This is a genomic window from Flavobacterium sp. (assembly GCF_040382755.1).
GTDB lineage: Bacteria > Bacteroidota > Bacteroidia > Flavobacteriales > Flavobacteriaceae > Flavobacterium.
The window spans coordinates 1-17,678 of sequence record NZ_JBEIET010000003.1 but is presented as its reverse complement, the minus strand read 5'-3'; the positions used below and the strand labels follow the sequence as shown (position 1 = coordinate 17,678).

Below are 17,678 nucleotides of genomic sequence, written 5' to 3'. Positions count from 1 at the left end.
ACGAATTTAACTTCATATAGATTCGATTTAATTCGAATTTCATCAAAGATGAACAAATTTTATATTCAAAATTTAATTCGAAAATTCGTGGCAAACATTTAAAAATTAATATTGAAGATATAGTCTAATTGGTTTTACAACTCTATTACTTTATCTTTGTCCTATGCAAAACGATTTTTTTCAACTTTTTAAAACCGATATTTCAGGAATTTCTTTGCCTGAAAAATTTACGTTTCCGTTTTATTATCAACCACATAAATTGAGTGAAATTGCGGCAACTTCTTTGCAAGATTATTTAGCAACTCAAACTAATTTTGATCATAATTTTGGTTTAGATGCCACTCAAAACGGGTTAGTTATTGGAAAAATGTTTGGTGTTTTGGTTTGTCAAAATAAAAAAGGTGATTTAGGCTATTTATGGGCGTTTTCAGGTAAATTAGCGAATGAAAATCATCATCAGTATTTTGTTCCTACGGTTTTTGATATGTTAACCGAAAATAGTTTTTTTAGAAAAGAGGAAGAACTACTTAATGCGTACAATCGTGAAATTGAAAATTTAGAAAAAAATGTCAATTATTTGAACACGTTAGAACATTTTAACCAAGCTAAAATTCAAGCAGAAACGGAATTGCAACAACAAAAAACACGAATAAAAGAGCAGAAAATTCTTCGAGACGAAAAGCGAAATCAACTGGAAACTACATTAAGCGAATCAGATGTGCAATTGCTTAATTTAGAATTATCCGAAGCCAGTAAGCAAGAAAGTATAGTGTTGAAAAAAATGACCAAATATTGGAAATTGACTTTACAAGCTTTAGAAGAAAAAGTTACCGTATTTACTACTGAAATCGATCAGTTAAAAGAAGTTCGAAAAGCAAAATCGTCACAATTGCAACAAAAATTATTTGCGGAATATTCGTTTTTTAATCAATATAAAGAAACGAAAAGTTTAGGTGAAATTTTTAATAATAATCCGCCTGCAGGAGCTGGAGAATGTGCCGCACCAAAGTTATTGCATTATGCTTTTCAGAATGATTTAAAGCCCATTTGTATGGCAGAATTTTGGTGGGGACAATCGCCAAATTCAGAAGTACGACAACACAAGCAATTTTACCCGTCTTGTAAAAGTAAATGCGAACCCATTTTAATGGGACATATGCTTAATGGTTTAGAAATGGAAGAAAATCCATTTATTATGAATCACGCAGCAGGAAAAGATATTGAAATTGTATATGAAGATGAAGTGATGTTAGTAATCAATAAACCTACCGAGTTTTTATCTGTTCCAGGAAAAACCATTTCAGATTCAGTTTATACTCGAATTAAGGAAAAATATCCGGATGCCACAGGTCCTTTAATTGTACATCGATTGGACATGTCAACGTCTGGAATTATGCTTATCGCGAAAAATGAAGCTATAGCCGTACAATTACAAAGTCAGTTTATAAATAGAACGATAAAAAAGCGTTACGTGGCACTTTTAGATGGTTTGTTGGAAAAATCTCACGGATATATTGATTTGCCTTTGCGAGTAGATTTAGAGGACAGACCAAGGCAATTGGTTTGTTACGAACACGGAAAATCGGCACAAACCAAATGGAAAACCATTAAAGTTAAAAATGGTAAAACGAAAGTTCATTTTTATCCGATTACGGGGCGAACGCACCAATTACGTGTACACGCTTCTCATAGTTTAGGACTTCATACGCCTATTTTTGGCGACGATTTATATGGTACGAAAGCCGATAGATTGCATTTGCACGCCGAATATATTCAGTTTGAACATCCGATTTCAAAGGAAATTATGGAGATTTTGGTGGAAGCGGAGTTTTAGGTTTGTTTAACCGCAAAGAGGCAAGGTTTTTCGCAAGGCTCGCTAAGTTCTATTGTTTACGCCAGTTTGTTATGCTGAAAGCATCTCGTATTGATTCTTTTTAATGAATAATGTTGATACTCTTTCAGAGCGACAAACGTTGAGGTCAATTTTATTGAATATTTTTACAATAAACAACTATGCGAGCCTTGCGCAATCTTTGCGAACTTAGCGGTTAAATATTTCCCCATTCAACCAAACACTATCAATCAAATTCGTAGCAAAACAATACGGAATTTCGTAATAACTATGTAAAGGTTTTGTAATAATCAAATTGGCTTTTTTGCCTTTAGTTATACTCCCGTGCGACTCACTTAAATCCATTGCGTAGGCACCGTTAATTGTCGCTGCATTTATAGCTTCTTCTGGAGTCATTTTCATTTTGATACAAGCCGTAGCAACCACAAAATGCATATTTCCTGAAGGCGTTGTTCCTGGATTAAAATCTGAAGCTAAGGCTAAAGGTAAACCAGCATGCAACATTTGTCGTGCAGGTGTATAAGGAATCGAAATAAAATACGAACAACTTGGTAAAGCCACTGGCATACAATTAGAACCTTTTAAAATTTCGATATCTTCTTCAGTAACAATTTCCAAATGGTCAACGCTTAAAGCTCCATTTTCTACACACGCTTTTATTCCGTTAATTGCTGTAAACTGATTTACGTGAATTTTTGGTTTTAAACCATATTTTTTGCCAGCTTCCATAATTTGTATGGTTTCAGAAACACTAAAATAACCCGTTTCTAAAAAAGCATCAATATAATCGGCTAAATGTTCTGCTGCGATTTTGGGTAACATTTCGTTTACTATCAAATCAATGTAACCTTGATGATTTTCTTTGTATTCCGTTGGAAAAGCGTGTGCACCAAGAAATGTCGATTTTATCGCAATTGGATAGTTTTCTTTTAGTTTTTGAATTACGCGCAGCATTTTTAATTCGCCTTCTACGGTTAATCCGTAACCAGATTTAATCTCAACAGCTCCTGTACCTTGAGAAATGACTTCTTCCAAACGTATTTTAGATTGGTTGTAAATTTCTTCTTCAGATGTTTCGTTTAATTTCTTTGCCGAATTTAATATTCCACCGCCACGAATGGCTATTTCTTCGTATGACAACCCATTTATTCTATCTACAAACTCACCACTTCTATTTCCGGCATACACAATATGGGTGTGACTGTCGCAAAAACTTGGCATTACAATTTTTCCGGTAGCATCAATTACTGATGCTTTTTCTAATTCTGGACAATTTTCCATCAAACCAAAATCAGAAATAAGATCATTTTCCAAAACTAAAAAAGCATTCTCTAAAATGGGTAAATGCGCCATTTCCGAACCGGAAACCTTTTTAATTGAAGTTTCTCTAACTTGGAGTAATTGTTTTATATTTATAATTATGGTTTGCATATTTAATTTTTTTAAAGACCTAACAGGTTTTTGAAACCTATTAGGTCTGATTTCCTTGCTTTCTTTTAACTTATATAGAACGATTATATTACATTTCCATTCCTTTAAGTACTTTTTTATTTATTTTGTTCATCAGATATTTCTCATTAAATTTTAGTTTCTCTCATTTGGAGTTATTTTTTTATGTTTATAATGATGAAATTTATTTTTTAAAGACCTAACAGGTTTTTGAAACCTGTTAGGTCTGATTTGCTTAATTTTATTTTATAACTCATTTGAACGATTATTTTACATTTCCATTCCTTTTAGTACCTCTTCATTTATTTTGTTCATCAGATATTTCTCATTATGCCAATATTCAAAATTATCAAAATCAATTAAACTAAATATGAACTCTTTACTTATTTTAGATTTTTTAGTTGTTATATATGCATTATATGATGAAAATTTATACTTTTTGAAATCATCAATTAGGTTATGACTTGATGGATTTAGATGAACATAAGCAATTAGTTGTATTAAATATTCTTCGCTTTCAACTTTTTTTCTTTTTAAATGCTCTTGAAACAAACTTCCAGTTCTATTATATTTTTTATTTATACTTTTTGAATATGAGTTGAATAAATTCGAAAAAGGCAAGTGTAATTTATTAATTATATTCTCTGGTAAGTATTCAATGTCCTTAATTCTCAATATTATGTGAAAATGATTTTTTAATAAACAATATGCATATATGTCACAAATAGGTAATAAATATTTTTCTACTAAACCTAAAAAATAAGTATAGTTGTCCGTTTCTAAGAATATATTTTCTTTATTATTCCCTCTATTGAAAATATGATACGTTACACCAGCTTCAAATTTATCTTGATTCATTTTTATTATTTAAACCTAACAGGTTTTTGAAACCTTTTAGGTTATTTAGTTATATTTGTAAAAGGTAAAAATACTTATTTAAAATAAAGTGCGAAAACTATTATACAAAAAAGGTCGAAAAGTTATACCAACTCTAATAGAGTATACAGGTAAACACGAAAATATTGCTCCTAAAATGCAATTATTTGTGTACAATTCTGACGTATTATCTGAATTTGAGGATATAAAACTATCTCAATTAGACAAACATTTGGATGCGACTAAAAACAATTGGATTAATTTGCACGGTTTGTCGGACATTACCTTAATTAAGGAAATTGGCATAAAATTTAATATTGATGATTTTATTTTAGGTGATATTTTAAATATTCTGAAACGATCAAAAGTTGAGGAGTACAATCATACCCTATTTTTTAATATTAAGTCCTTACTTCCAGATTCTAATGGTATTGATGTAGAACAAATAAGTTTTATTTTACGTGATGGTTTCTTGTTTTCGTTCCAGGAGAAAAAAAGTGATTTTTTCCTTCATATTCGAGAAAGAATGCGACAACAAGCTGGAATTGTTAGAGATAGAAAAGTCGATTATTTATTATATCTTCTTCTTGACGCCGTTATGGAAAATTTTTATATTACCATAGAAAGCGAGGAACATAAAATTGATACGGTTATTGATTTAATCAAGACCAAACCCAATCCGAATATTTTAGAAGATATTGAACATCATAGAGATAATTTAAACTTTTTACGTCGTTCTATTGTACCACTTCGCGATTCTTTATATTCTATAAAAAGTATGAAAGATGATGATGTTTTTAATGTCATTACAGTTGAAAATTATTCGTTTTTTTCTCGTTTACATCAAAAATGTTTGGAACTTTTAGATCAGATTGATGCCGATTTAAGTTCGTTGGAAAGTGCCTCTTCGTTTTATTTTTCGTTGCAAAGTCATAAAATGAATATAGTAATGAAAACCTTAACTGTAGTTTCTGTATTTTTTATGCCGTTAACGTTTGTTGTGGGTGTATATGGAATGAATTTCGATAATATGCCCGAATTACATTGGAAGTATGGTTATTTTTATGTGGTAACCGGTATGTTTTTATTGTTTGTATCTATGATAATTTATTTCAAAAGAAAAAATTGGTTTTAAATAAATTCACCTAAAATGTTTCTGTTTTATTACAAAACATTTTTTTAGTCATATTATTATCGTAATATTGCAATATATAAATATGAAACAATGGGAATTACAAAATCTGAATCCTTTACAACAGAACAAAACGAAATTGCTAATTTGTTAAAAGCTATGGCAAACCCTGCCAGAGTAGCTATTATTCAGTATTTACTAAAAGTAGATACCTGTATTTGTGGCGATATTGTAAATGAATTACCATTGGCGCAACCTACCATTTCTCAGCATTTAAAAGAATTAAAAAATGCCAATATCATTCAAGGTACCATTGAAGGAAAATCAATTTGTTATTGTTTGAATAAAGACGTTTTTGAATCTATTGGACGTTATTTTATGGGAATGTATATTAAGTTAGATGCCAAATGTTGTTAAATTAAATTGCGAAAAATATGTTTGAAAATCTATCAAAAACCATTGAAATTATAAAAAAAATCACTGTTTCGAGTGAAAGACAAGCAGTTTTGAAACCCTTAGTGGATTACATTCAAAATAAAGTCAATCTTCAAGAAGAAATTCGTTTGAATTTTATTTGCACACACAATTCTCGAAGAAGTCATTTGTCGCAAATTTGGGCACAAACTATGGCGTTTCATTTCAATATAAAAAATGTTTTTTGCTATTCTGGTGGAACGGAAGCTACAGCTATGTTTCCAAAAGTGGCTGAAACCATAACAAATCAAGGATTTGAAATTCAAAAAATTTCAGATACAGAAAATCCTGTGTATGCTGTAAAATTTGACGAAAATCAACATTCCATCATTTGTTTTTCTAAAACGTATTTCGATGAATTTAATCCGAAAACCAATTTCTCAGCCATTATGACTTGCAACAATGCCGATGAAGGTTGTCCTATGGTTTTTGGTGCAGAATCTCGATTTCCAATCAAATATGAAGATCCAAAAGCTTTTGATGGCACCGAATTAATGAACGAAAAATACGCAGAACGAAGCTTACAAATTGCTTCGGAAATGTATTTTGTGTTTTCTCAAATAAACTAAATCAAAATGAAAAAAAGATTAGGATTTTTAGACCGATTTTTAACACTTTGGATATTTTTAGCGATGCTAATTGGTGTTTCCATTGGTTATTTTATACCAGATTCAGCTGATTTTATTAACTCGTTTTCTTCGGGAACTACGAATATTCCTTTGGCTATTGGATTAATTTTAATGATGTACCCGCCTTTAACTAAAATCGATTTTTCGCAAGTGCCTAAAATGTTTGAAAAACCAAAATTACTAACCGCCTCATTTCTTATAACTTGGATAGTAGGTCCATTTTTAATGTTTTTGTTGGCGACTTTTTTCTTAAAAGACTATCCAGAATATATGACGGGTTTAATTATTATTGGTTTAGCACCTTGTATCGCTATGGTAATCGTATGGAATGAATTAGCCGAGGGCAATCGTGAATTAACCGCTGGTTTAATTGGTATTAATAGTTTGCTGCAAGTGTTTTTCTTTAGTTTGTATGCCTATTTTTATCTTGAGATTATGTTGCCGTTGTTTGGCATTAAAGGTTTGCAATTAAATATAACCATTGTAGAAATTGCACAAACCGTCGGAATTTATTTGGGCATTCCTTTTGGGTTAGCACTTGTTAGTAGGTATGCCATAAAAAAATATATTGGCGAAACCTTCTTTAATCAAAAATTCATCCCTTTTGTATCTCCAATAACGTTAATTGCGTTACTTTTTACAATTGTAGTTATGTTTAGTTTGAAAGGCGAAATGATTGTAGATTTACCTTTGGACGTGCTTAGAATAGCCATCCCGTTAGTTATTTTCTTTGCGATTATGTTTTTCTTGATGTTTTTTGTGTCTAAAAAAATTGGGGCTAATTACCGTGATGCGGTAGCGTTATCTTTTACAGCATCGGGGAATAATTTTGAGTTGGCGATTGCCGTTTCTATAGGTGTTTTTGGTATTAATAGCGGACAAGCTTTTGCAGGTGTCATAGGTCCGTTAGTAGAAGTACCCGCTTTAATTATTTTAGTGAATGTAGCTTTTTGGTTGCGAAAAAAGTATTTTAATAAGTAAAATTTGATGTTACGTTTACTTTTTTAAACGCTTTTGGTTTACTAATTGCGTTGTTGCTGTTTTTGTTAATAGGTTTGAATTAAAACATCAGTTGGAATATTTAAACCAATATGTAATTGTCGAATCATTTCTAACGATAATTTTCTTTTTCGGTTTAACACTTCACTGGCACGGCTTTTGAATCCAAGTATTTTAGCCAAATCATTTTGATTATACCCCATTTGTTCCATTCGGAATTTTATGGCTTCAATTGGATCTGGTAATTCAATTGGAAAATGTTCGTTTTCATATTGGTCAATTAACATTCCTAAAACTTCCAATTCGTCACCTTGTTCCGTTCCTTTTTTTGCATCAAAGATTAATTCAAGTCTTTTCAAGGCTTGATTGTAATCGTTTTCTGATTTTATAAGTTGTATGTTCATAATCTAAATTGTGTTAGAGTTAATTTTATCATATTCTGCGTGAGTTCCAATAAATCGAATCCAAACCATTTTGTATTCGTAGCTTATTTTCACAACTAACCTGTAACTGTTCCCTTTGATATTAAATATTACTCGATTATCATTCAGAATACTTGCGCTTGGATATTCCTCTTTTATTTGGTTCGGATTTTCCCATTCAGATTTTTCTGCTTCGTGAAACCACACTTTTAATTGTTGTTCACAATCTTTGTGTTTTTCCCAAAAATCTCTTAGTATCTTCTTAGCAATTACTCTCAATTTTTTTACAAATTTAGAAATAAATTCCCAATTTGGGAATTTATTTTGTTTTTAATTTATAGATTTTACTTTTTGAACCGTTTAACAAATATTGTGCAATTTTTGGCAACTATATTTCTTTTTTAATTAGTTTGGTTTTAGAAATAAATTTGCGCTGCGATTTGTTAATAATTTTTTCTTAATGTAATAAATGCTGTTGGCAACCACCAGATATTTACTCCAAAAGCTACTGAAACAATTTCATAGCCGTCTCTGGTTTTTTCATTAAGTATTCTTTCTACTTTTTGTTTTAACGTGTCAGTTGACCACATTGATGATTCTGTAAGTATAGTATATCTCATATTTCTAGGTTTATTTTACTGCTATTTATTTTATTTTTTATCAAGTTCAAATGAAAAAAGTGAAGTACTCAAAGCACTTAAGGATATCACTGAGACTACCATTACAACTAACCCCAAACTTAATTTCGATATAATCTCTAACACAAAAGAATTCATAATTATAACAGAAATAAAAGTAGAAAGCCCAACAACTAAACCGCCAATTAATCTGTCTTTGAAGTTGAAATTGTAATGCGATTGGCAATTTGTACAAGCAAAGTTTTTATATCCTCCCCAGAATGATTTATAAATAATCCTGAAAGAAAATGGTGTTTTACATTTTTCGCACGTTTTCATTTTTTTATATTTTCTATTTTTATATTTCACTTTACACCCTAAAGGATCATTTCTGAGGGAATAAACCTAACTAATTTAGTCTGGTTTTAATTTAGTTTTGTTCGGGTTTTGTTCGGTATTCCTTCGGTAACACTTCGGTAAAACCCCTATTTTACCGAAGCCCTTCCGAACAACTACCGAAGGAATACCGAACAAAACTCCTAAAACACATATGTTTTTTTGTAAATATGCGAAATATTATTTCTTATATTTCTCTAACCCAAATATATTAAATCATTTTCAAACTTCTTTGTAGAATGATTTCTACAAAATGGGTTTGGGGTGAAGGGTAAAAGGTATAGGGTTTTGGGTAAAAGGTATTGGGTTATTCAAACATCTTGAAACAAAAAAAAGCGACTATAAAGTCGCTTTTTAAAATCTATGTTTTGAGAATTACTTTTTCCCTAAGTTTTTCATTTCTTTTTCTAACATATCGTAAAACTGGTCAATTTTTGGCATTATAATAATGCGTGTTCTACGGTTTTTAGCTTTGTTAGCTGCTGTATTGTTAGCCACTAATGGTACATAAGAGCTTCTTCCGGCTGGTATTAATTGTTTTGGATTCACACCTAAGTCGTTATGTAACACACGTACAATAGCTGTTGAGCGTTTTACAGATAAATCCCAATTGTCTAATAAAACAGCACTTTTATAAGGTACATTATCCGTATGGCCTTCTACCATACATTCAAAATCAGGCTTGCTGTTAATTACTTTTGCTACTTTAGCCAATACGTTTTTAGCTTTAGCATTTACTTCAAAACTTCCAGATTTAAATAATAAATTATCTGCTATAGAAATCATTACCACACCTTTTTCTACATTAATATTAATGTCTGGATCATCTATACCAACTTCACGTTTTAAACTTGTAACTAACGCTAATGTTACGCTGTCTTTTTTAGTTAAAGCATCTTGTAAACGGGTAATTTTTAAATCTTTTTCTTTCAAACTCTCTAAAGATTTTTCCAAATTTTCAGAACCTTTAGCAGATAAAATAGCCATGTCTTTAGACATAATCATCAAATCCGAATTTGTTTTCTTTAAATACTCCAACTGTGTAGCTAAACTGGTGTTGTCTGTATTTAATTTTTCTTTTTCATCCAAACAGCTGTTTAATTTTACAGTTGCTGTATTAAGTAAATCTTGAGTCGCTTTTTCTCTAGCTTCAAGCATAGCAAATTTCTTTCTTGACACACACGAAGTAAGTACAAAAGGAATAATGGCTGCTAAAATTAATATTTTTTTCATTGAAATATATTTTTTACAAAGTTAAATAGAAAAAATCATACCAAAGTAGGTTGAGCCGTAAAATTTAAGTTTTTTTTAGCATTATTGATGAGTCAAACGTCTAAAGTCTATATTCTATTTTCTAAATTATATTAAAAGTATTCTTTTTCTGAACAAAGTACTTCCAGACGATAGATTTTGTGTAATAATAAGCTGTTTTTTGACTGTTGTTTCTTTTCTTTAGATTTCTTCCGATTAGATGATAAAAATAAAAATGTGCTTTTAAAATAGCAAAAGTATGTTTGAATTTCCCTTGAAATATAAATTGAACACCTGCTAAGCCATCTAAACACATACGGATAAAAATGATTGGAACCAGTTTTTCTTTTGGAAGATTTTTAGTTAACATCAATAATGAATTTCTAAAATTCAAAAATGTTTTCATTGGATTGGCTTCGTTTAAAGTTGCACCACCCACGTGATACACTACAGAAGTAGGACAGTATTTTATAGTATGTCCTGCATTATTGGCACGCCAACACAAATCAATTTCTTCTTGATGTGCAAAAAAATCACCATCAAATCCTTGTAAACTTCTAAACACCTCTTTTCTTATAAAAAAACAAGCGCCTGTTGCCCAAAAAATTTCAGTTTCGGTATCATATTGACCCAAATCTTCTTCTAAAGTATCAAAAATTCGACCTCTACAAAACGGAAACCCATATTTATCTATAAATCCACCAGCTGCTCCGGCATATTCAAAGTACGTCTTTTTTTTATAATCTAATAATTTGGGTTGAATTATAGCCGTGTTTGGTTCGTTATTAAAAATTGCTTCTATAGGTTGCAGCCAATTTTCAGTTACTTCAATATCCGAATTCACTAAAGCATAATAAGGTTCTTCTACACATTTTAGTGCTTCGTTATATCCTTTTGCAAATCCGTAATTTCCTGCGTTTTCAATAATTTTTACAGAAGGAAATTCGTTTTTCAACACGGCAATAGAAGTATCTGTAGAGGCATTATCCGCTACATAAATAGTAGCATCCCCAGAATACTGAAGCACGGAAGGCAAAAATTGCTGCAATAATTTTGCACCATTCCAATTTAAGATAACTACGGCTGTTTTCATTCAGACTTCTTAGATTATTGGATTTTTAGATTATAGTTAGGTAACGCTTTTAAAAAAGTATATTTTTCGTTTTCAAAATCCATTTGACAAAAATAATGATTTAATCCATTCGTTACCATTAAATAAGTGGCTTTTAGAGTAAAATTATACCGAGCAATTTGGTCGAATGTGTTTTGAGATATCATTACATCAGGTTGTTTGCACTCAACCACCAAGAAAATACTACCATCCGAATTGAAAATTACAATATCATAACGTTTGCTCATTCCGTTAATTTTTACTTGTTTTTCAACGTTTATAAGCGATTTTGGATACTTGCATTCTTGTATTAAATACTGAATCGTGTGCTGCCTAACCCATTCTTCTGGAGTTAGCACCACAAATTTTTTTCTAATTTCATCAAAAATAGCAACTTTATTTTCACTATTTTTGAAACGAAAAGAATACGATGGAAAATGTAACTTTTGCATCTTGCGAATGTATAATCAAATCCACGAATAAACAAATTATCAAAACAACATATTTTGACTGAAGTAATAAAAATAGTTAACGATATTAAATCTAAAAATTACAAACCCATTTATTTTTTATGTGGGGAAGAAACCTATTATATAGATAGGATTTCAGATTTAATTGAAAGTTCGGTACTTACTGAAGACGAAAAATCCTTTAATCAAGTGGTTTTGTATGGTAGAGATACCACTGTAGAAGAAATTGTGTCAACAGCAAAACGCTTTCCTATGATGGCAGATTATCAGGTGGTGATTGTGAAAGAAGCGCAAAATTTATCTAAAACATTTGATAAATTCGAGTCGTATGCCTTGAATCCGCAACATACTACTATTTTGGTTTTTGCATACAGAGACAAACCAGATGGAAGAAAAAAAATATTTAAAACCATAAAAGATAAAGGCGTTTGGTTTGAGAGTAAAAAATTATACGAAAATCAAGTTCCAGATTGGATTGTTAAAGTGCTAAAAGGTCAGAATTACGGAATTGAACCTAAAGCAGCCGCTATGTTAGCCGAATTTTTAGGAACAGATTTAGCAAAAATTAATAACGAATTGGAAAAGCTAAAAATTGTTTTTCCTGAAGGTCATATTTTTACACCAAAAAACATTGAAGAAAACATTGGGTTTAGTAAAGATTATAATGTGTTTGAACTAAAATCGGCTTTAGCAACGAGAAATCAGCAAAAAGCTTATACAATCATTCATAATTTTGCGGCAAATCCAAAAGACAATCCATTAGTTGTTGTTAGCGGTCAAATGTTTACTTTTTTTGCTCAATTGTTGCAATATCACGGATTAAAAGATAAATCAAAATTCAATGCCGCAAAAGCATTGGGCGTCAATCCATTTTTTATGGATGAATATGCTACAGCAAGTAAAAATTATCCGATGCGAAAAGTGAGTCAAATTATTGAAATCATTCGTGATATGGATGTAAAAAGCAAAGGTGTAGGTTCTGGTTCGATGAAAGAAGATGATATGTTGAAGGAGTTAGTTTATAAAATTTTCAACTAATTAAATAAAGAAGTATAGTTACTAAAAATTATAAAAAATCACGATATTTGCAACCCAAAAGGGATTAAAAAACAATAAAAATGAATAAAAATACAGTTTTAGCTTGGGCTACAGGTATTATGATTATTATGGGTGTAATAATAATTAGTTTAGCAATATACAGATATGATGATGTGGCAGGTTGGGGCTTTGGAGCGGTAGGAATTGGTTTTTTTGCTAACGCCTGGGTGTTCAATGCTTTAAAAGGAAGAATGTAATTTTGTTAATTCAATATTCATTTTTTTTAGATTTTAAATTATTATTTTATTTGTTATTATTAATAATTTAATTAACTCATTTTTTGTTCCATAACCAGCCATTTTTTTGATTAAAAATAAAACTTGAAAAAATAAATTTGTTTTTTTTATTACAATTTGTAATTTTAAATTTTTAAAATTTATTAATTAAACCCCCAAGTTTATGTTTACCAAAAGAATTAAAAACATTGCCTATTTAACTGTTTTGCTTCAGTTATCTATGAGTTATTCATTAGTAGCTCAAAAATCAAAATCAACAAACAAAAAACCCAACATCTTAGTTATTTGGGGAGACGATATTGGTCAATTCAATATTAGTGCTTACAATCGTGGTATGATGGGCTACAAAACGCCTAACATTGACAAAATTGCTTCAGAAGGAGCTTTGTTTACAGACTGGTATGGTCAACAAAGTTGTACCGCAGGAAGAGCTGCATTTATTACAGGTCAATCACCTATAAGAACTGGTTTAACTAAAGTTGGTTTACCAGGTGCCCCTGAAGGAATGAAAAAAGAAGATCCAACCATTGCTACTTATTTGAAATCGCAAGGATATGCAACTGGGCAATTTGGAAAAAATCACTTGGGAGACCAAGATAGCATGTTACCAACTGCTCATGGATTCGATGAATTTTTCGGTAATTTATACCACTTAAATGCAGAAGAGGAGCCAGAAAATGAAGATTATCCTAAAGATCCAGCATTCAAGAAAAAATTTGGACCTCGTGGTGTAATTCACAGTTTTGCAGATGGAAGAATCTCTGATACGGGACCATTAACTAAAAAAAGAATGGAAACCATTGACGAAGAGGTTAATGCAAAAGCCATAGCTTTTATGGAAAAAGCAAAAAAAGAGGACAAACCTTTCTTTTTATGGTGGAATAGTACCAAAATGCACATTTTTACACACTTAGAAGAAGAAAAAAATGGAGTAACTGGCTTAGGAATTTATGCTGACGGTATGGTTGAACATGATCGACAAGTTGGTTTAATTTTAGACAAGTTAAAAGAATTAGGTTTAGATGAAAACACAATCATTATGTATTCTACAGATAATGGTTCAGAATCTTTTTCATGGCCTGATGGAGGAACAACTATGTTTAGAGGTGAAAAAAATACACAGTGGGAAGGTGGATACAGAGTACCAACAATGATTAAATGGCCGGGTGTAATTAAACCAGGAACTGTTATTAATGATATTGCTTCACATGAAGATATGTTTGCCACTTTTGCAGGTGCTTTAGGCGATACGAATTTAAGTGATGATTTCAAAAAAGGAAAAAATATTAATGGTACAAACTACAAAGTTCATTTAGATAGTTATAATTTATTACCAGCTTTCAAAGGTGAGCAAGTTTGGCCAAGAAAAGAATTCATTTATTGGACAGATGGTGGAAGTGTTGCTGCCTTACGATATAATAATTGGAAAGCAACTTTCTTGGTTCAAAGAGCGCATGGAATGCATGTTTGGCTTCAACCTTTTGAAGAGTTGAGAGCTCCTATGTTAACCAACTTAAGAATGGATCCATTTGAATTGGCTTCAGATATAGGAATGGGATACAATAAATGGTACTTAGAGCACATGTATATGGTAGCGCCTGCTGCAAGTTATATCGGACAATGGTTACAAAGTTTTAAAGAATTTCCACCACGTCAAAAGCCAGGTACATTCAATCTTAATCGTGTAATGGAGGCTGTTACAAAAGGAAGCAATCAATAAAACTAAAAATATTTTTAATGATGTCTTGTAGTGATTTGCAAGACATCATTTATTTTTTAAATTAATGCATCCTTTAAAATATTATGTAAATGATTAAAATAAGTACGAGTATTTTTGTTTTCATTATGTTGTTATTTGTAAGTAATAACAAAAATAAAATTGAATCTGTAATTCAAAATAAAATCGAAACGCCTAAAATGATTTGGATTCCAGGAGGTACTTTTTCCATGGGTTCTGATAAACAAAGTAATACAAATGATGCTTTACCTTATCAATTTGTAAAAGTTGATGGTTATTGGATGGATGAAACGGAAGTTACAAATGCTCAATTCGAGAAATTTTGTAATGAAACAGGTTATGTTACGGTTGCTGAGCGTAAAATAAATTGGGAAGAATTAAAGAAAATACTTCCACCAGGTACGCCTAAACCATCAGAAGAAGACTTAGAACCGGGTTCGTTAATTTATTCTCCACCCACTAATCCAGTGCCATTAGATTCAAACACACGTTGGTGGAAGTGGTGTAAAGGCGCTAATTGGAAACATCCATTTGGTCCTGATAGTTCAATTAATGGAAAAGAAAATTATCCTGTAGTCCAAATAGCGTTTGAAGATGCTCAAGCATATGCCAAATGGGCAAAAAAAAGATTACCCACAGAGGCAGAATGGGAATTTGCAGCAAGAGGTGGAATGCAGCAAAAGCAATATGCTTGGGGTGACGAACTAAATCCGGATGGTGTTTTTTTTGCTAATTATTTTCAAGGAGATTTTCCTTATAACAATATACAATCCGATGGGTTTTTATTATCAGCTCCTGTTAAATCTTTTCCAAAGAACAATTATGGTTTATATGATATGATTGGAAATGTTTGGGAACTGTGCGCTGACTTTTATGAAGTACCAAAGTTTTGTCAATCTTGTTGTCATTCAGCTCCCATTTCAAAAAATCCATCAGGACCAATGAAAACATTTGATCCATTTGATCCAAATGCCATAAAACATGTAATTAAGGGAGGCTCATATTTATGCAGTATAGAATATTGTAGCAATTTTAAACCGAGTGGACGACAAGGTATTTCATACGATTCTGGAATGAGTCATATTGGATTTAGATGTGTTAAGTCAAAAAAATAAAAATATTTTCTTGATTAAATAGAAAAGTATTTTCGCTTTTATTTATAAACTAAATCGTATAAATTCGATATATTTGCGTTTATGATTTAATAATTTTAAAATAATACTTAAAGAAAAATGTCAGACGATAAGAAAGTAATTTTCTCAATGCAACGATTGAGTAAAAGTTATCCAGGAGCAGATAAACAAGTACTAAAAAATATTTATTTAAGTTTCTTTTATGGTGCGAAGATTGGAATTTTAGGACTTAATGGTTCTGGAAAATCATCTTTATTGAAAATTATTGCAGGAGTTGATAAAAATTATCAAGGTGATGTGGTTTTTCAACCTGGTTACACCGTTGGTTATTTAGAACAAGAGCCAATTTTAGATGAAACAAAAACGGTTATAGATATTGTGCGTGAAGGCGCTGCTGAAACGTTTGAATTATTAGCCGAATTTAATAAAATTAATGACGATTTTGGTTTGCCTGAAGTCTATGAGAATCCAGAAAAAATGGAAAAACTTATGGATCGTCAAGCGGAATTACAAGACAAAATTGATGCTTGCGGTGCGTGGGAAATCGATACTAAGTTAGAAATCGCAATGGATGCACTTCGTACGCCAGACCCTGAAACACCTATTAATGTGTTGTCTGGTGGAGAAAAACGTCGTGTGGCTTTATGTCGTTTGTTATTGCAACAACCGGATGTATTGTTATTAGATGAGCCAACCAACCACTTGGATGCCGAATCTGTACTTTGGTTAGAACAACATTTAGCACAATATTCAGGAACGGTAATTGCCGTTACGCACGATAGATATTTCTTAGATAACGTTGCGGGTTGGATTTTAGAGTTAGATAGAGGTGAAGGTATTCCGTGGAAAGGAAATTACTCATCTTGGTTAGAGCAAAAATCGAACCGAATGGCTCAAGAAGAAAAAGTAGCTTCTAAAAGAAGAAAAAATTTAGAACGAGAATTAGATTGGGTACGTCAAGGCGCAAAAGGTCGCCAGACCAAACAAAAAGCACGTTTACAGAATTACGATAAATTATTAAATGAAGATCAAAAAGAATTAGACGAGAAATTAGAAATTTATATTCCTAATGGGCCTCGTTTAGGAACCAATGTAATTGAAGCCAAAAATGTTGCGAAAGCATTTGGCGATAAATTATTATACGACGATTTAAATTTTGTATTGCCACAAGCCGGTATTGTTGGAATTATCGGTCCGAATGGCGCTGGTAAATCTACCATTTTCAAAATGATTATGGGCGAACAAAAAGCAGATGCCGGAACTTTTGATATCGGTGAAACGGTAAAAATTGCTTATGTGGATCAATCGCACTCGAATATTGATGTAAATAAAACGCTTTGGGAAAACTTTTGTGATGGACAAGAATTAATTATGATGGGTGGCCGTCAAGTTAACTCTCGTGCGTATTTATCTCGTTTTAATTTTGGCGGAAGTGATCAAAACAAAAAAGTTTCCACTTTATCTGGTGGAGAAAGAAACCGTCTGCATTTAGCTATGACGTTAAAAGAAGAAGGAAACGTATTGCTTTTAGATGAGCCAACAAATGATTTAGATGTCAACACGCTTCGTGCTTTAGAAGAAGGTTTAGAAAACTTTGCAGGTTGTGCCGTAATTATTTCGCACGACAGATGGTTCTTAGACCGTGTTTGTACGCATATCTTAGCCTTTGAAGGCGAGTCACAAGTATACAGTTTTGAAGGAAGTTTTACGGAATACGAAGAAAACAAACGCAAACGATTAGGTAAAGATGTTACCCCAACTCGAATTAAATACAAGAAATTAATCAGATAATTTT

The 17,678-nt window shown here is 31.5% G+C and carries 19 protein-coding genes; 10 read left to right on the top strand and 9 right to left on the bottom strand.

Translation table 11 applies throughout. The features are described 5' to 3' along the window. Positions 1–163: 163 nt before the first annotated feature. Complete coding sequence (locus tag ABWO04_RS00770) at positions 164–1,834, top strand: RluA family pseudouridine synthase (RefSeq protein WP_353076554.1); 1,671 nt, start codon at positions 164–166, stop codon at positions 1,832–1,834. Positions 1,835–2,041: 207 nt separating this feature from the next. Here the strand turns inward: ABWO04_RS00770 and hutI are convergent, their stop codons facing one another. Both hutI and ABWO04_RS00760 read right to left on the bottom strand, forming a co-directional pair. Further along, positions 2,042–3,283: an imidazolonepropionase gene (gene hutI / locus ABWO04_RS00765; RefSeq protein ID WP_353076553.1), complete on the bottom strand. Its 1,242-nt coding sequence runs from the start codon at positions 3,281–3,283 to the stop codon at positions 2,042–2,044. A gap of 288 nt (positions 3,284–3,571) precedes the next feature. Further along, positions 3,572–4,159, bottom strand: a complete 588-nt coding sequence (locus ABWO04_RS00760) for a transposase (RefSeq protein ID WP_353076552.1) — start codon at positions 4,157–4,159, stop codon at positions 3,572–3,574. A gap of 88 nt (positions 4,160–4,247) precedes the next feature. Here ABWO04_RS00760 and corA point away from each other — a divergent pair, with 88 nt between their 5' ends. The 4 genes from corA to arsB all read left to right on the top strand — a co-directional run bounded on the left by corA (position 4,248) and on the right by arsB (position 7,393). Then, positions 4,248–5,312 carry a magnesium/cobalt transporter CorA gene (gene corA, locus ABWO04_RS00755; RefSeq protein WP_353076551.1) on the top strand — a complete coding sequence of 355 codons (1,065 nt, stop codon included), beginning with the start codon at positions 4,248–4,250 and terminating at the stop codon, positions 5,310–5,312. 90 nt (positions 5,313–5,402) lie between these two features. Continuing rightward, entirely contained in the window at positions 5,403–5,726 is a 324-nt protein-coding gene (locus tag ABWO04_RS00750; protein ID WP_353076550.1) for an ArsR/SmtB family transcription factor, read from the top strand. Positions 5,727–5,743: 17 nt separating this feature from the next. Then, a complete protein-coding gene (locus tag ABWO04_RS00745; RefSeq protein ID WP_353076549.1) occupies positions 5,744–6,352 on the top strand; it encodes a low molecular weight phosphatase family protein in 609 nt (202 codons plus the stop codon). Between the two features lie 6 nt (positions 6,353–6,358). After that, positions 6,359–7,393 carry an ACR3 family arsenite efflux transporter gene (gene arsB / locus ABWO04_RS00740; RefSeq protein WP_353076548.1) on the top strand — a complete coding sequence of 345 codons (1,035 nt, stop codon included), beginning with the start codon at positions 6,359–6,361 and terminating at the stop codon, positions 7,391–7,393. A 65-nt stretch (positions 7,394–7,458) separates the two neighbouring features. Here the strand turns inward: arsB and ABWO04_RS00735 are convergent, their stop codons facing one another. The 7 genes from ABWO04_RS00735 to ABWO04_RS00705 form a co-directional block, all read right to left on the bottom strand. Continuing rightward, entirely contained in the window at positions 7,459–7,815 is a 357-nt protein-coding gene (locus ABWO04_RS00735; RefSeq protein WP_353076547.1) for a helix-turn-helix domain-containing protein, read from the bottom strand. 3 nt (positions 7,816–7,818) lie between these two features. Continuing rightward, positions 7,819–8,112: a type II toxin-antitoxin system HigB family toxin gene (locus tag ABWO04_RS00730; RefSeq protein ID WP_353076546.1), complete on the bottom strand. Its 294-nt coding sequence runs from the start codon at positions 8,110–8,112 to the stop codon at positions 7,819–7,821. A gap of 164 nt (positions 8,113–8,276) precedes the next feature. Next, the gene (locus tag ABWO04_RS00725; protein WP_353076545.1) at positions 8,277–8,453 is read right to left on the bottom strand and encodes a hypothetical protein; all 177 of its coding nucleotides are present in this window, start codon (positions 8,451–8,453) and stop codon (positions 8,277–8,279) included. Between the two features lie 30 nt (positions 8,454–8,483). Then, positions 8,484–8,789 (bottom strand): TIGR04104 family putative zinc finger protein, encoded by a 306-nt coding sequence (locus ABWO04_RS00720; protein WP_353076544.1) that lies wholly within the window; start codon positions 8,787–8,789, stop codon positions 8,484–8,486. A 432-nt stretch (positions 8,790–9,221) separates the two neighbouring features. Next, positions 9,222–10,079 (bottom strand): OmpA/MotB family protein, encoded by an 858-nt coding sequence (locus ABWO04_RS00715; RefSeq protein WP_353076543.1) that lies wholly within the window; start codon positions 10,077–10,079, stop codon positions 9,222–9,224. Between the two features lie 121 nt (positions 10,080–10,200). Further along, complete coding sequence (locus tag ABWO04_RS00710) at positions 10,201–11,190, bottom strand: glycosyltransferase family 2 protein (RefSeq protein ID WP_353076542.1); 990 nt, start codon at positions 11,188–11,190, stop codon at positions 10,201–10,203. A 14-nt stretch (positions 11,191–11,204) separates the two neighbouring features. Beyond that, a complete protein-coding gene (locus ABWO04_RS00705) occupies positions 11,205–11,660 on the bottom strand; it encodes a type I restriction enzyme HsdR N-terminal domain-containing protein (RefSeq protein WP_353076541.1) in 456 nt (151 codons plus the stop codon). A gap of 54 nt (positions 11,661–11,714) precedes the next feature. Here ABWO04_RS00705 and holA point away from each other — a divergent pair, with 54 nt between their 5' ends. The 5 genes from holA (at position 11,715) to ettA (ending at position 17,674) form a co-directional block, all read left to right on the top strand. Continuing rightward, the gene (holA, locus tag ABWO04_RS00700) at positions 11,715–12,716 is read left to right on the top strand and encodes a DNA polymerase III subunit delta (protein WP_353076540.1); all 1,002 of its coding nucleotides are present in this window, start codon (positions 11,715–11,717) and stop codon (positions 12,714–12,716) included. A gap of 74 nt (positions 12,717–12,790) precedes the next feature. Further along, positions 12,791–12,973, top strand: coding sequence for a CAL67264 family membrane protein (locus tag ABWO04_RS00695; protein WP_291241358.1), 183 nt, complete (start codon positions 12,791–12,793; stop codon positions 12,971–12,973). 202 nt (positions 12,974–13,175) lie between these two features. Next, complete coding sequence (locus ABWO04_RS00690; RefSeq protein WP_353076539.1) at positions 13,176–14,732, top strand: arylsulfatase; 1,557 nt, start codon at positions 13,176–13,178, stop codon at positions 14,730–14,732. 89 nt (positions 14,733–14,821) lie between these two features. Beyond that, entirely contained in the window at positions 14,822–15,865 is a 1,044-nt protein-coding gene (locus ABWO04_RS00685) for a formylglycine-generating enzyme family protein (protein ID WP_353076538.1), read from the top strand. Between the two features lie 117 nt (positions 15,866–15,982). Next, complete coding sequence (gene ettA / locus ABWO04_RS00680; RefSeq protein ID WP_353076537.1) at positions 15,983–17,674, top strand: energy-dependent translational throttle protein EttA; 1,692 nt, start codon at positions 15,983–15,985, stop codon at positions 17,672–17,674. The last annotated feature ends 4 nt before the right edge of the window (positions 17,675–17,678 follow it).